The following is a 13475-nucleotide window of genomic DNA, read 5'->3' as shown; positions in this document are numbered from 1 at the left end:
GCGCGCTTGCCGGTGAGTTGGCAGACCCGGGACATGACCGACCGTTCAAAGGATGTTGACGACTCGACTCCGCTTGGAGCCAAGGCAAAAGCTTATCAGTCGGGCTTCACTGTCATCAGCTGGAGGCTGCTAGTTCCAGGCCCTGCTCGGCCAATTGGCGCATGATCGCGAGATTGATGCGTTGCTGCACATCCAACGCCTGCTTGAAATCGTTGCTCGGCACGTGATACACCAGCTCAAAATCGAGGCTGGTCTTCTCCAGGCTCACGAAATGGCAGCGCTCGAATTCGGCGGTGCCTTCGCTTTTCACGATCTCAGCCAGTCGCTCAGGCAGTTTCTCCAGCTGCTCAACAGGGGTGTTCAGGTTGAAGCCAAGGTGAACGCTCAACCGGCGCCGCTGCATCTCCCCGAAATTGGCGACCACAGCACCGGTGAGGGAGCTGTTGCTCATCACGACTGATTCACCGTTGATGCTCCGCAGGCGGGTGCTGCGCACGCCCACCTTCTCCACGGTGCCCCACACTGGCCCCACGCGGATCAACTGGCCCGGTTGGAAGGGCTTATCCAGCAGGATCGTGATGTATTCAAAAAACTGTGAGACCGGCTCCTTGAGAGCAAGGCCTGCGCCGATGCCACCGGCGCTGAGCAGGGCCCAGATGGCGGCCATCTCCACACCGATGTTCTGCAGGTACAACACGGCCCCCAGGCACCACACCAGGGCTTTCTGCATCGGCGCCAGCGAGCGGATCAGGTTGGCCACCTCTGCGTCACTGGCGCGGTGAGCCCAGCGCTGAAGCAGTCGACGACCGATGCGGTTCACCAGCCGCACGATCAGCACCACCAGGATCAGCTTGGCCAAGCCGAACACCACTTGGTCGCTGCTGGCATTCGTTGGCAGGAACTGCCAGGCGAGGCTGGCACTGAGCACCCAGACCACTGGCGGAATGGTGTCCGTGAGCACCGTCACGACAAAATCGTCGGTGCTGGATGCGGTTCGGTGTGCGATCCGGCCCAGCACCCGTTGCATCAGTCGTGCCACGACCAGCCCAAGGAGGCCTCCTCCCACCAAGGTCAACAGAGCTGTTAGCAAGCTGGTGGTGGGCCCTGTCAACACCATGGCGGGGTGAATCAGGAGGGTTTAGTGCGGCTCGAGCCTGGCAGCCGCTCGCCGCTGCGGGCGTCAAAATGCAGGGCGTCCGCCTGGCGCCAGCGCACCTGCAGCGTCGCGCTGGCCGGCACCTCACGGTCCACCACTCTGAGCGTTCCCTGTTCCGCGCACTGCACGTGGCTGATCACGCGATCCCCCAACCATTCCCGGTGGCTGAGCTGTCCCTCCAGGGCGTCCCACCCCTGAGGCACAGGGCTGCCCGCGTCAGTGAGTTCCAGTAGCTCCGGCCGCAAGCCCAGCTGCATCGTGCCCCGCTCGATCAGGTTGATCGAGGGGCTGCCCAGGAAGCGGGCGACAAAGCGATTGGCAGGATCTCGGTAGAGCCGTTCGGCGGTTCCCAGCTGCTGCAGCCGGCCCTCGCGCAATACGCCGATCCGGTCTGCCAAACCCATGGCCTCGTGCTGGTCATGGGTCACGTACACCACCGGAACGCCTGTGCTGCGCAGCAGGGTGCGTAATTCGGCGCGCAGGTTCTCGCGCAGCTGGGCATCGAGGTTGCTCATCGGCTCATCCAGCAGAAACAGCGCTGGCCGGCGGATCAGCGCCCGTGCCAGGGCCACCCGTTGCCGTTGCCCGCCCGAGAGCTCGGCTGGTTTGCGCTGGCGCAGCCCCTCGAGCTGCATCAGGGTGAGCACTCGATCCAGGTCTCGCTGGATCTCCACCCGGCCCATCCCCCGCAGCTCCATGCCGAGGCTGAGGTTGCGCTCCACGCTGAGATGGGGAAACAGCGCATAGCTCTGAAACACCATCGCCACCTGTCGTTCCGCCGGCGGCAGTGCTGTGATGCTCTGCCCGCCCAGCCGGATTTCGCCTGAGCTGGCGGGATCGAGTCCGGCGATCAGCCGCAGGGTGCTGCTCTTGCCGCAGCCGCTGGGGCCAAGCAGCGCCAGGATTTCGCCGGGAGCCACCGTGAGGTTCAGCTGATCCACGAGCGCGTGGCTGCCCACCCGCCGGCTGAGCTGACGCAGCTCCAGGCCTTTGAAGCCATCACCTGCAGACAATGGGCGGCTCATCCCTTGATGGCTCCCTGGGTGAGGCCGCTCGTGATCTGGCGCTGAAACAGGAGCATCAGCAGGATTAACGGCGCACTGCCCAGCACCGTGGCGGCAGCGAAGGCGCCATAGGGAATGGTGTAAACGGATGATCCAGCGATGCGGGCCATGGCCGGCGCGAGGGTGAGCAGCTCAGTGCGGCTCAACCAGGTGAGTGCAATCGGGTATTCGTTCCAGCTGAACAGGAACACCAACAGGGCGCTGCTGGCCATGGCCGGTGCCATCAGCGGCAGCAAGATCCAGCGCAGCCGCTGCCAAAGGCCCATTCCTTCGATCAAAGCGGCTTCCTCCAGCTCGATCGGGATGTCGGCAAAGGCAGCCTGCAGCAGCAGGATCGCCAGGGGCAGGCACAAGCCCGCATAGGGAAGGCAGAGAGCCAGCAGCTGATTGGCCAGATGCCAGTCGCGTGCAAGCTCCAGCAGGGCCAGGAACAGCAGTACCGCCGGGAAGGCCGCTGCCGCTGCCACCAGCGCCTTGAGAGCACGGGCCTGACGGCGGCCCAGCCGGCTGAAGGCGTAGGCGCAGGGCACCGCCAGGGCCAGGGTGAGGGCGGTGCTACTCACTCCCACCACCGCGCTGTTGAGCAGATAGGTGAGGAAGGGAGGATCGCCCTGCAGCAGTTGCCGGTAGTGCTCCAGGGTCCAGCCGACAGCGCCCATGCCGCTCAGGGCCTGGGTGGGCTGTAGGGAGGAATAAAGCTGCCAGAGCATTGGCCCCAGGCTCCAGAGCAGCAACAACAACCGGCCCATCAGCGCAGCTCTCCCTGCAGGCGGGAGCCCCAGTGCCACACCAGCGCTGCCGCGCCGCAGAGGAGCAGCAGGATCGCGAAGGAGCCCAGCAGCAGGGTGGCGCTGTAGCCGAAATCGAGGAAGCGCATGGCGTTGAGGTAGGCGTAGAGCGCCAGGCTTTCGGTGCTCCCGGCGGGTCCGCCACCGGTGAGCACCTGGATCAGATCGAACACCCCCAGCGCCTGGGCCAGGCGGAATAGCAACGCGATGAATAGATAAGGCGTCAGCAGCGGCAGGGTGATGTGTTGCAGGGTTTGCCAGGGGGTGGCCCCTTCCAAAGCTGCTGCTTCGTAGAGATCGGCGGGGATCGTTTGCAGGCCTGCCAACAGCAGCAGCGCCACAAACGGCGTGGTTTTCCAGGTGTCTGCGCCCACCGTCGCGATCCAGGTGAGTGCCGGGTTGGACAGAAACGGGAGTGCAGGCAATCCAACACCTGCCAGGAGCCGATTGATTGGTCCGTAGGGGTCGTTAAAGATCCAGCGCCAACCCAAGGCCATCACAGTGGTGGGCAAGGCCCAGGGCAAGAGGCTGATGGTGCGCAGAAAGCCACGACCCCGCAGGGGCTGATTCAGCAGCAGGGCCACAGCCAGGCCCAACAGCACCTCCAGGCTCACCGAGGCGGCGCTGAAGCGGAGCGTTTGCCAGGTGTCTTGCCAGAAGCGGCCATCATTCCAAAGCCGCAGCCATTGCTGCGCGCCGACCGCTTGTGGCTGCAGGCCCGTGAGCACGCTCTGGGCCTGGGTGCTCAGCCACAGGTAGTGCAGCAACGGAGCGGCAAAGATCGCCAGCAGCAGCGCCAGCGCCGGTGCCATCAGCAGCCAGAGCCGCCAGCGCATCAGCCTTGGCCTCCACTACTGCGCAGGAGCCGTTCGCTGTTTGATTCCAACTCCCGCATCGCGGTTGGGGCTGGTTGATCGCCCGTGATCAATGTGTTCACGTCGCGGTACAGCAGGTCGCTGAGCTGGGCATACACCGGGCTGAGGGGGCGCAGCACGGCGGCGGCGAGGGCCTGCTGCAGATCAGCCAGAACCGGGTTGGCGGCGAGCAGTTCGGGATCCTCAAACACGCTGAGGCGTGTGGGTGTGTAACCCCAACGCAGGTTGAGCTGCTTCTGGGCTTGAGCACTGGTGAGAAAGCGAAGTACCTCCACAGCTGCTGCTTTGTGCTGCGAGCCCGCCAGCAGCGAGAAGCCCCAGCTCCCCTGGGTGGCGGCGTGGGGTTTGCCCTCTTCGCTCACCATCGTGGTGAAGGCCACCTTGCCCTGGAGCGGTGAATCCGGCTTGTTGAGCTCTCCCCAGGCGTAGGGCCAGTTGCGCATGAACGCGGCATCACCGGCCTGGAACAGCTGCAGTGCCTCCGGTTCTCCCATGTTGGCCACCGCCTCTGGGGTGATGCCCTGGCGCACCAGATCCTGCAGCCAACCGGTGGCGGCAACGGCTGCAGGCGAGTCGAGCTGCGGTTCGTTCTCCACGAGCCAGTGGCCCCCGAAGCCACGCAGCACTTCGAGAACCACGCAGCTCAGGCCCTCGTATTGCTTGCCCTGCCATACGTAGCCCCAAGGCACCCGGCCCTCCCGTTGCAAGCGGCGGCTGACTGCCACCAGCTCCGCCGGCGTGCGCGGCGGGACCTCCATCAGATCGGTCCGCCAGAAAAGCAGTCCCATATCAGCCACTAACGGAAACCGCCAGAGCTGTCCGCCAAAGGCATTGCCAAGCTCGGCGCCTGGGGCGAGGTCGTCGAGAGCATCTGCCCCCAGCCAGCGATCCAGAGGCTCGAGCCAACCGGCGGCGGCGTATTTCGGCGTCCACGACACATCCATCAGCAGCAGGTCGTAGGGGCTCTCCCCCAGCAACAAGCTGCTGATTGCCAGATCTGAAACGGCCTCGGTTTCCAGCGGCCCCCGCGTGACGCTCAAGGCAATGCGCGGATGGCTGCGGTTGAAGGTCCTCACCAACTCCGCGGTGGCATCAGCGAACGGAGCCGGCATCAACACAAACACGGGCTCCACCCGCTCAGCCGACAAACCGCAAAGGCCCAGGCTGAGACTGCCAAGTAGGGCAATCAGCAGCAGGGCCCAGCGCCAAAGCGCCCGTGGTGGGATCAACGAAGGGGGAACGGATCTAGAGGCCGCGCTCCATCAGCTTGCCCATCAGATCGCAGCTGCGCTGCTGGAAGCCGGCCAGTTGATTCGGTTCGAGTCCACCCACGGCCAGGCGGGCCATTTCATACACGTGGCGGCTGAGATCGTCGGCGAGCTGCTGGCTGGGGGAGCCGCCGCTGGCTCCGGTGATCACCGAGCCGGCGGAGAGCTTGAGCAGGCCTTCCACCAGGCGGTGCTTGCGGTTTACAAGCAGCACGTGGTGGTCGGGCAGGCCGGGCAGGCGCTGCTCCATCAAGGCGCCCATGTCGTTGATGCGGCGCATCTGCTCCGGCAACAGGATCAGGGCTGCTGGAGCGTTGTCGCCCTTGAGGGACTGCACCTGGATCGTGACCTTGTCGTTGTTGAGCGCGTTCTTGAACAGATCGCGCACCTTTTCGGAGCTGTCTTTGCCATCGGCATCGCTCAGTTCGCTGTCCTTCTCCTGCAAGGAGTCGTCGAGTTCACTGTCGACGCGCTGGAACTTCAGCTCTTCGTGGCGGTATTCCAGCCAGGGGATGAACTGTGTATCGATGAAGGTGTCGGCCAGCAGCACTTCAGCGCCCTGGCTTTTCCAGAGGGAGAGGGCAGCGGCCTGGCCGGCTTCATCGGTGCAGTAGAGGATTCGCTTGTCGTTGTCTGCGCTGAGGCGGGAGCGATAGCCAGCCAGGGTGGTGAACGTTTTGTTGTTTTCGCCGGGGATGGGATCAGCGTTGTCGCCCTCGCCCGCCGCAGCCGTGGTGCCGAACAGCACCAGCTCGGCTACCTGATCGGCGAACTTCTCATCCTCCATCGCCCCGATCTTGATGAACGGCGCCAGGGATTCCCAGATCTCGGCGTAACGCTTGGGTTGATCGCGATGCAGCTCCTTCAGCCGATCGGCGACCTTCTTAGCCACAAAGCCTCCGATCGAGCGCACGCGCCGGTCGGTCTGCAGGGCCGAACGGCTCACATTCAGAGGGATGTCGGGTGAATCGATCACGCCGCGCAGCGGCAGAAGGTAGCGGGGAACCACCTCCTTGATCGAATCGCTCACGAACACCTGGTTGCAGTAGAGCTTGATCTCGCCCTTCTCCCAATCGGCGCGGCCGGTGGATTTGGGGAAGTAGAGGATGCCCTGCAAGTTGTAGGGGTAGTCGGTGTTGAGGTGTACCCACAGCAGCGGATCGCCCTGGAAGGGATAGAGGTAGCGGTAAAGCTCGATGTAGTCGTTGTCGCTGAGATCGCGGGGGCTTTTACGCCAGGGTGCCTCCCGCTTGTTGACGCTTTCACCCTCGAGCTCCACCTCCACCGGCATGAAGTCGCAGTAGGTGGTGATTAGCGTGCGGATGCGGGCTGGCTCGATGTATTCCTCTTCTTCCTCCATCAGGTGGAGGATCACATCGGTGCCAGGTTCTGAGCGCTCAGCAGACTCGAGGCTGAAGTTGGGGGAGCCATCGCAGCTCCAGCGCACCGCCTCACTGCCCTCGCGGGCGGAGAGGGTCACCAGCTCCACCTGCTTGGCCACCATGAAGCTGGAGTAGAAGCCAAGGCCGAAGTGGCCGATGATCGCGTCGTTCTCCTGTTTGTACTTCTCCAGGAAGTCTTCGGCGCTGGAGAAGGCCACCTGGTTGATGTAGCGCTTCACCTCATCGGCGGTCATGCCGATGCCGTTGTCGGAAATGGTGAGGGTTTTGGCTTCGCGGTCGATGCGGATCGAGATCTTGCCTTCGCTCCCTTCTCTGCAATCGCCGGCCATGGCTGCCATGCGGCGCTTGCTGATGGCATCCACCCCATTGCTCACCAGCTCCCGCAGGAACACTTCATGGCCGCTGTACACGGCCTTTTTGATGATCGGGAAGATGTTCTCAGTGTGGATCTGGATCTGGCCCTGTTCCGCCTGCAGCACCACAGCGTGAAAAAGCAACGTGGTTCCAGAGTCACCCGGGGCAGGCCAGCCCGCCAAGGGGCCGCCATGGGCAGGAAACCGACCCCTCAGCCGGTGTGGTTCGCTGGGCTTGGCTCAGCTAGTGGGCTTGAGTTCGCGGCTCAGCAGGAAGAACAGCTGCTCGGGATGGCGGTATTGGCGCGGTAGCGAATGGTGCAGTGATTCGAGCCGGCTCCAGCACACCGTGCGTCTGGCCTTGCTCCGGGTGACGCCGTCACGAATGAGGATGCGCAGCGCTTTGCAGTAGAGGGGGTAGCTCGCCTCCAGTTCGCCAACGGTGAGGGCAGCTGTGAAGGTGGGTGCTGACATGGAACGTCGCTCCAGACGGAATAACCCTCCTTCCGGCCCTTCAGGGCGCACAAGTTCCCATTTGGGATCAATGACGGCAGTGGTGTTGGCTGCTCTTGAGGTGGGCGGACGCGATGTTCCACATGAACGAACCCAAGCCAGGCCACGCCGGCGGCGATGCGCAGGGCACGCAGAGGCGTCAGTCACGCGCGGCGATGATCTGAGTGGCGGATGTCCAGGCGCCGCTGGCGTCATAACGGCGGATCAGCCGCTCCAGCCGATCGGGGGCGCTGAGCCATCCGGCCTCCACGGCAAAGGCGTTGCGGTGATCCACGTGCCGCGGGGTGATGTGATAGCCACCATCCCCCATCCAGGTGAGTTGCAGCGGTTCCGTGCTGCCGGCCTCAACGCTGTCGCTATTGGTGTCCGTGCACGTTTGAATGCGCAGGGCGCCCTGGGGGATGCCACTCACCTCGAAGCGGCAACTTGTGTGGTCGGGCTCAGGCCAATCGGCCGTGATCGTGGCGGCCGTGCCGCTCCAGCTGCCTTGCAGTTGATCAAGGCTGAGCGCAGGTCGCTCTTCGGCGTTGCTGCCTGCCCGGAATTCGCGGATCAGCACCAGGTTGGTGAAGTTGCCGTCGTCGTTGTGCAACTGCACCAGGCGATGACGGCGGTCGCCGTGGATGAAGCCAAACTCTCCGCCGAAGGGTATGCCCGGTGCCACCTGCAGCCTCCCTTTGCAGAAGGTGCCGCTCTCGAAAAACACCACCTGCCGCCCGAGGTTGCGGTAGTCCTCGCTCATGTCGCGGCTGGGTTCGCCGTTCAGGTCGCCATCGGCGAAGCGGCGTAGCCGAAAGTGCACCAACCGCTCTTCCTCGCCGCGCTCCAGCGTGAGGATCGACGGTGTGCTCTCCACAACGGCGCCCGAGGCATCGAGGCTGGCGAAGCTGCCGCGCCACTCACCCAGGTTGCGCAGAAAGTTGTCCCACTGACTGGACATGCGCTGACTCGCTCTCAGCCGGCGCGCTGCAGATCCGGTTTTTCTTCAGGCACAATCGCGCCTGCCACAGGACAGACCTGCAGGCAAATGCCGCAATCGATACAGGTGTCGAAATCGATCCAGTAGAAGGCCGTGCCCTTGGTGTTGGCGCCGCTGCCCGGATTGATGCAGGCCACCGGGCAGGCATCCACGCAATCGGCCACCCCTTCGCAGATGTCGGTGACGATCGTGTGGGCCATCGGTGCTGCGGTTCGGCTGGCTGGATCCTAGGAAGCGACCCAGTGGCAGGCGGCGCAGCCCCGTTCAGCCGCGATGGCTTCGGCGGCTTCCCGGCTGGCGCTGGGGCACTGCAAGAGTTCTGCAGGCTCGCCCTGGCGGTGCAGAGCTTCCAGTTGATCGAGCGCGTCGCTCAGCTGGCTGGCTTCGGCGTAAGCCACCAAGGTGGTGGCGCGCCGTTGGGGCGCCGTGGCTTCTGTGCCGAGTAGATCGCGCAGGGCTTCCACATCGAAGCCGAAGCCCATACCACCGGCCACACCGCCGAAGCGGGCCACCAGGGCATCGTAGCGACCACCGCTCGCCAGAGCCACTGGCGCCACTGGGCCTTGGCACACCAGCTTCAGCACCAGGCCGTCGTACAGGTCGAAATGGGGTTGGAAGCTCGGATCCAGCTGCAGTCGTACGCCCTGGGCAGCGGCGGTGGCGGCAACGCTGTGCAAGGTGCCCGCCAGCTGCTCCACTAACTCCGAGGGACCCAGCAGCTGCTCAAGCTGATACAGAACTGCTTTCGTATCCCCTCGCAGCCGCAGCAATTGCTGCAGGCCCTGGCGCTGGTGCGCTGGCAGCTGCAGTTCGGCCAGAGCCAGGGGATCGAAACTGACCAGAGCCTGACGTGTGGCCAAGCGCTGCTCCGCTGGCACTTGATCGAGCAAGGCGCTGAGCACACCGTGGTGGCCGATCAGCAGCGTGGGCCTATGCTCTGCCGTGATCTGCAGTTGCCGCAGGCAGGCCAGCAGCAACCGCAACAGCTCGGCGTCCGCCACGAACGCCTGGCTGGCATCGGCTCCCAGCAGCTCCACGCCGCTTTGGAGGCGTTCCTCTAAACGGGGTTGGCCCACATCGCTGATGGCGCTGCGCAGCACAGGCCCACTGCTCCACAGCCTCAGGGGCCGCGGACGGCTGGCCAGACGCGTGCAGGCGGCTCTGGCGATTGAGGCGGTCATCTCCGGCCTCAGGCCCAGGGGCTCATCCGAAGCCAGGCGCACCAGTTCCCGATCCCGGATCCCGCCGCCAGCTTCCAGGGTTTCCAGCCGCTCTACCAACGGTGGAGCCACTTCCGCATAGCCCCAGCGCCTGTAGACCTCCGCCAGCTGCTCACACAGCCAGCGGTTGCTGTCCACCTCCCGTGGGTTGAGATCCCTGGCGCCGGCAGCGGGTTGCAGGGCCATCGGATCACGGTGCTTGAACTGCCGCTGATCCTATGGAGCTGCCTGATCGAGCTCCGGCGCCCCAAAACTGGCGCCGCTCAGGGGTCGGCAGGCTGCCAGCCCATTGATGAGGACCTGGCGCAGCCCAGGTGTGCAGGCGATCAGCCGTCCCTCCGCCAGCTGAGCTGGTCCTCCGTCGTAGGCACACACCACGCCACCGGCCTGCTCCACTAGGGCTACACCGGCCGCCAGATCCCATGGGGAGAGGCCGCGCTCCCAGTAGCCATCCAGTCGACCGTCGGCGACGAAGGCCAGATCCACCGCGGCGGCTCCACCTCGCCTCACGCCCCTGGTGCGATGGGTGAACCAGGCGAATTCGGCGTAGTTGTTGTCGAGCCGTTCATGTCGGTCATAGGCAAAGCCGGTCACCAGCAACGAGCTGGCCAGATTGGTGCAGTCGCTCACCTGGATCTGGCTGGCGTTGCACCAGGCGCCGAGCCCCGGGGCGGCCCAGTAGAGCTGCTGCAAAGCGGGCACCGCCAGGGCCCCCAGCAATGGCTGGCCTCTCCAGGTGAGCCCAATCGAGGTGCCGAAAAAGGGATAGCGATGGGCGTAGTTGGTGGTGCCATCCAGAGGATCCACGCACCACTCGAGCTCAGAGCCGCTCCCGAGGCGGCGGCCGCTTTCCTCCGCCAATACACCCAATTCAGGGGTGTTGTGCTCGAGCACCGAGAGCACTGCCTGTTCAGCGGCCACATCGGCCTCAGTGACGAGATCCCCGGCGCGCCCCTTCTCGCGGATCGACTCCAAGCGGCCAAAATGGGCCAGCAGCTGGGAGGCACCCGCTTCGGCGGCGCGGCGAGCCACCTCAGCCAGGCGCTCGAGCTCCCCAGGCGCAAGGCCGCACTGCTCGGCGCTCTGATCCGTCAGCCGCTGCAGATCCGGTGCGCTCATTCCTCGTCAAGGGGTAGGCCGGCACGCACCTTGCCACGGCCGAAGTGGCGGCCGAACTGCAGTTCGTAGACCTCGTCCTCGTCCTGGGTTTCCACTTCAAGTGGGCCCGTGGCCCTGGCGACGCACAGCAGGCCATAGCCCTGGCTGCGAATCTCACGGGAGAGGCCCAGGGCTTCGCGCTGGTCGATCGAACCTGCCAGCACCCGCACCGCACAGGCCGTGCAACACCCATTGCGGCAGCTGAAGGGCAGGGGCTCGCCCTGCTGCTCAAAACTGCGCAGGATGTACTCCCCTTCCGGCACGTCCAGCGCAACCGTGCGGTTTTCCTGCCGCCAATGGACCGTGATCGGATAGGTGCGCATGCCGCAACCAGCGAAGGACGTGGTGACTGCTACATTCTCATCGTTGTCCCGCGCAGCCGCGTTCAAAACCAGCTCTTCGTGGGTTGGCAATGCAACGCAGCAAAAGCCCCCCTCCCGCGGAGAGGTGGCCGAGTGGTCGAAGGCGCAGCACTGGAAATGCTGTATAGGGGCAACTCTATCGAGGGTTCGAATCCCTCCCTCTCCGTTCATCAGGTCGTCGAATCTGTTTCTCAGATTCCACAGACCCACCGCCCACTGGGCGGTTTTTTTATTCCCATGAATCGCGCCAGCTTGGCTACTGCAATTAGCCGAAACGACCCGTGACGTAATCCTGGGTCGCTTTCTGCCTGGGCGAGTTGAAGATCATTTCCGTATCAGCGAATTCCTCCAGGCAACCCACCTTGCCGTCGCTGTCGGGGTTGGCGGTGACATTGAAGAAGCCCGTCATGTCGCTCACCCGCACCGCCTGCTGCATGTTGTGGGTCACGATCACGATCGTGTAGCTCTTCTTGAGCTCATGCATCATCTCCTCGATCTTGAGCGTGGAGATCGGATCGAGGGCTGAGCAGGGTTCATCCATCAGGATCACCTCAGGTTCGATCGCAATGGCCCTGGCGATACAGAGCCGCTGCTGCTGACCTCCGGAGAGGGAGTAACCACTCACTTTGAGCTTGTCTTTGGTTTCATCCCAGAGGGCCGCTTTGCGGAGTGAGCGCTCCACCAGTTCGTCCATATCGCCGCGGAAACCATTGATCCGAGCGCCAAAGGCGATGTTTTCGTAGATACTCTTTGGAAAGGGATTCGGCTTTTGGAACACCATGCCGATACGTCGCCTCACCTCCACCGGGTCCACATCGCGGGTGTAGAGGTCTTGGTTTTCAAACAGCACACGTCCTTTGAGCGTGCAGCCCTCGATCAGATCGTTCATGCGATTGAGCGAGCGCAGCACCGTGCTCTTGCCACAGCCCGAAGGGCCGATGAAGGCAGTCACCTTCCCGCGGGGAATCTCCATATACACACCCCGCACGGCCACATTACTGCCGTAGCTGATGCTCACGTTTTCGAGCGTGAAGCAGGTGTTGGAGGGGCTGGGCGACATGGAGATCAGGGCTGGGAGGAGGAGGGGAACCGGTGCGTTCAGGTGCTGCTGACGCGGCCCAGCCAGCGGGCCAGCAGATTGGCCAACAGGATCATCACCACCAACACAAACGAGGAGGCCCAGGCCAGAGCGATCTGGGTTTCGTAGGGCATGATCGCGAAGTTGTAGATCAACACCGACATCGAGGCGATCGGGTTGAACAAGCCTTCTGGCCAGAAGGGTGAGAACAGGGCGGTGAAGATCAATGGTGCTGTTTCTCCCGCAGCTCTGGCCACAGCCAGCACCACGCCCGTGGCGATGGAAGAGAAGGCGGCGGGCAGGGTGACGCGGCTGATGGTCACGAAACGGGATGCCCCAACCCCCATGGCGCCCCAGCGCAGTTCCTGCGGCACCAGTTTCAGGGCTTCATCGGTGGTTTTGATCACCGTGGGCAGCATCAGAACGGCCAGGGCGATGCCGCCGGCGAGGGCGCTGTAGCTCTGGTTGAAAAACAGCCTGGTGCTCACGATCAGGCCGTAAACAAACACCCCGCAGATGATCGAAGGCACGCCGGCCAGAACATTCGTGCCGAAGCGCACAAAGCGGGCGAACCAGCCAGCTGAGGCGAATTCAGCCAGGTAAACACCGGCTCCCACACCGACCGGCACGGCGATCACCGCCGCCACGACGGTGACGATCAAGGTGCCGAGGATGGCGTTGCCGATGCCGCCACCATCCAGCCCGGGCGGGGGCGGCAGGGCGGTGAGCAGCTGCAAGGTGATCAGCGAACCGCCTTTCAACAGCACGTAGGCGATCACCACGATCAGGGGCAGCACCGCCAGGGTTGTGAACAGGCCGGCCGTGAGTGTGAGAAGCAGGTTCCAGCGGTTGCGCGCCAGCGAGGGCTGGAGGGTGAGTGAGCCGCGGCTGAAGGTGGTCATCGGGGCTCAGTATTTGAGGCTCAGGCGCCGCACGATCACCTGGGCGAGCAGGTTCACCACCAGGGTGAGCAGCATCAGCACCAGGGCGGCGTACATCAACGCCGACACCTGCAGGCCATCGGCTTCACCGAACTGGTTGGCCAGCATCGATGAAATGGTGTTGGCCGGAGCCAGCAGGCTGAGGCTGAAGTTGTTGGAATTGCCGATCAACATCGTGACGGCCATCGTTTCGCCCATGGCCCTGCCCAACGCGAGCATCACGCCACCGGTGATGCCAGAGATCGCCGCCGGCAGGATCACATGCACGATGGCGCCCCAGCGGGTGGTGCCCACGCCGTAAGCGGCCTGCCGCAGGG

15 protein-coding genes and 1 tRNA gene are annotated in these 13475 nt (G+C 64.1%); 1 reads left to right on the top strand and 15 read right to left on the bottom strand.

Going from position 1 to position 13475, the window contains the following annotated elements; genetic code table 11:
• Window positions 1-115: 115 nt before the first annotated feature.
• From ACIQ2E_RS06195 to ACIQ2E_RS06140, 12 genes are all read right to left on the bottom strand, one after another.
• Complete coding sequence (locus ACIQ2E_RS06195; protein WP_398327690.1) at window positions 116-1117, bottom strand: mechanosensitive ion channel family protein; 1002 nt, start codon at window positions 1115-1117, stop codon at window positions 116-118.
• 11 nt (window positions 1118-1128) lie between these two features.
• The gene (locus ACIQ2E_RS06190; protein WP_398327687.1) at window positions 1129-2181 is read right to left on the bottom strand and encodes an ABC transporter ATP-binding protein; all 1053 of its coding nucleotides are present in this window, start codon (window positions 2179-2181) and stop codon (window positions 1129-1131) included.
• Window positions 2178-2969 (bottom strand): carbohydrate ABC transporter permease, encoded by a 792-nt coding sequence (locus tag ACIQ2E_RS06185; RefSeq protein ID WP_398327684.1) that lies wholly within the window; start codon window positions 2967-2969, stop codon window positions 2178-2180. Before ACIQ2E_RS06185 ends, ACIQ2E_RS06190 begins: the two co-directional genes overlap by 4 nt.
• Window positions 2969-3844, bottom strand: coding sequence for a carbohydrate ABC transporter permease (locus ACIQ2E_RS06180; RefSeq protein ID WP_398327681.1), 876 nt, complete (start codon window positions 3842-3844; stop codon window positions 2969-2971). The genes ACIQ2E_RS06185 and ACIQ2E_RS06180 overlap by 1 nt, the downstream gene beginning before the upstream one ends.
• Window positions 3844-5109, bottom strand: a complete 1266-nt coding sequence (locus ACIQ2E_RS06175; protein WP_398327696.1) for an ABC transporter substrate-binding protein — start codon at window positions 5107-5109, stop codon at window positions 3844-3846. The genes ACIQ2E_RS06180 and ACIQ2E_RS06175 overlap by 1 nt, the downstream gene beginning before the upstream one ends.
• A gap of 19 nt (window positions 5110-5128) precedes the next feature.
• Window positions 5129-7033: a molecular chaperone HtpG gene (htpG, locus tag ACIQ2E_RS06170; protein ID WP_398327693.1), complete on the bottom strand. Its 1905-nt coding sequence runs from the start codon at window positions 7031-7033 to the stop codon at window positions 5129-5131.
• Between the two features lie 114 nt (window positions 7034-7147).
• Window positions 7148-7381: a DUF3136 domain-containing protein gene (locus ACIQ2E_RS06165; RefSeq protein WP_398327678.1), complete on the bottom strand. Its 234-nt coding sequence runs from the start codon at window positions 7379-7381 to the stop codon at window positions 7148-7150.
• A 178-nt stretch (window positions 7382-7559) separates the two neighbouring features.
• Window positions 7560-8360 carry a DUF3598 family protein gene (locus ACIQ2E_RS06160; RefSeq protein WP_398327675.1) on the bottom strand — a complete coding sequence of 267 codons (801 nt, stop codon included), beginning with the start codon at window positions 8358-8360 and terminating at the stop codon, window positions 7560-7562.
• A 14-nt stretch (window positions 8361-8374) separates the two neighbouring features.
• Complete coding sequence (locus tag ACIQ2E_RS06155; protein WP_398327673.1) at window positions 8375-8599, bottom strand: indolepyruvate ferredoxin oxidoreductase subunit alpha; 225 nt, start codon at window positions 8597-8599, stop codon at window positions 8375-8377.
• A 27-nt stretch (window positions 8600-8626) separates the two neighbouring features.
• A complete protein-coding gene (locus ACIQ2E_RS06150; protein WP_398327670.1) occupies window positions 8627-9805 on the bottom strand; it encodes an ATP phosphoribosyltransferase regulatory subunit in 1179 nt (392 codons plus the stop codon).
• Window positions 9806-9835: 30 nt separating this feature from the next.
• Window positions 9836-10738, bottom strand: a complete 903-nt coding sequence (locus ACIQ2E_RS06145) for an inositol monophosphatase family protein (RefSeq protein ID WP_398327667.1) — start codon at window positions 10736-10738, stop codon at window positions 9836-9838.
• Window positions 10735-11100: a 2Fe-2S iron-sulfur cluster-binding protein gene (locus tag ACIQ2E_RS06140; protein WP_398327664.1), complete on the bottom strand. Its 366-nt coding sequence runs from the start codon at window positions 11098-11100 to the stop codon at window positions 10735-10737. Before ACIQ2E_RS06140 ends, ACIQ2E_RS06145 begins: the two co-directional genes overlap by 4 nt.
• A 118-nt stretch (window positions 11101-11218) precedes the next feature.
• Here ACIQ2E_RS06140 and ACIQ2E_RS06135 point away from each other — a divergent pair.
• Window positions 11219-11305 (top strand) — tRNA-Ser (locus tag ACIQ2E_RS06135).
• A 99-nt stretch (window positions 11306-11404) separates the two neighbouring features.
• Here ACIQ2E_RS06135 and pstB read toward each other — a convergent pair.
• From pstB to ACIQ2E_RS06120, 3 genes are all read right to left on the bottom strand, one after another.
• Entirely contained in the window at window positions 11405-12199 is a 795-nt protein-coding gene (pstB, locus tag ACIQ2E_RS06130) for a phosphate ABC transporter ATP-binding protein PstB (RefSeq protein WP_398327661.1), read from the bottom strand.
• 38 nt (window positions 12200-12237) lie between these two features.
• Complete coding sequence (pstA, locus tag ACIQ2E_RS06125) at window positions 12238-13119, bottom strand: phosphate ABC transporter permease PstA (protein ID WP_398327658.1); 882 nt, start codon at window positions 13117-13119, stop codon at window positions 12238-12240.
• Window positions 13120-13125: 6 nt separating this feature from the next.
• The coding region (locus ACIQ2E_RS06120; protein ID WP_398327655.1) for a PstC family ABC transporter permease at window positions 13126-13475 on the bottom strand (350 nt) is incomplete at its 5' end.

This window comes from Vulcanococcus sp. (assembly GCF_044369115.1).
Classification (GTDB): Bacteria; Cyanobacteriota; Cyanobacteriia; order PCC-6307; family Cyanobiaceae; genus Vulcanococcus.
The sequence above is the reverse complement of the archived record's forward strand: the minus strand, read 5'-3'. Positions and strand labels throughout refer to the sequence as shown.

Coding starts and splice junctions, on each gene's coding strand:
- ACIQ2E_RS06195 (WP_398327690.1), bottom strand. CDS start 1,117: ATGGTGTTGACAGGGCCCACCACCAGCTTGCTAACAGCTCTGTTGACC.
- ACIQ2E_RS06190 (WP_398327687.1), bottom strand. CDS start 2,181: ATGAGCCGCCCATTGTCTGCAGGTGATGGCTTCAAAGGCCTGGAGCTG.
- ACIQ2E_RS06185 (WP_398327684.1), bottom strand. CDS start 2,969: ATGGGCCGGTTGTTGTTGCTGCTCTGGAGCCTGGGGCCAATGCTCTGG.
- ACIQ2E_RS06180 (WP_398327681.1), bottom strand. CDS start 3,844: ATGCGCTGGCGGCTCTGGCTGCTGATGGCACCGGCGCTGGCGCTGCTG.
- ACIQ2E_RS06165 (WP_398327678.1), bottom strand. CDS start 7,381: ATGTCAGCACCCACCTTCACAGCTGCCCTCACCGTTGGCGAACTGGAG.
- ACIQ2E_RS06160 (WP_398327675.1), bottom strand. CDS start 8,360: ATGTCCAGTCAGTGGGACAACTTTCTGCGCAACCTGGGTGAGTGGCGC.
- ACIQ2E_RS06155 (WP_398327673.1), bottom strand. CDS start 8,599: ATGGCCCACACGATCGTCACCGACATCTGCGAAGGGGTGGCCGATTGC.
- ACIQ2E_RS06150 (WP_398327670.1), bottom strand. CDS start 9,805: ATGGCCCTGCAACCCGCTGCCGGCGCCAGGGATCTCAACCCACGGGAG.
- ACIQ2E_RS06145 (WP_398327667.1), bottom strand. CDS start 10,738: ATGAGCGCACCGGATCTGCAGCGGCTGACGGATCAGAGCGCCGAGCAG.
- ACIQ2E_RS06140 (WP_398327664.1), bottom strand. CDS start 11,100: ATGCGCACCTATCCGATCACGGTCCATTGGCGGCAGGAAAACCGCACG.
- pstB (WP_398327661.1), bottom strand. CDS start 12,199: ATGTCGCCCAGCCCCTCCAACACCTGCTTCACGCTCGAAAACGTGAGC.
- pstA (WP_398327658.1), bottom strand. CDS start 13,119: ATGACCACCTTCAGCCGCGGCTCACTCACCCTCCAGCCCTCGCTGGCG.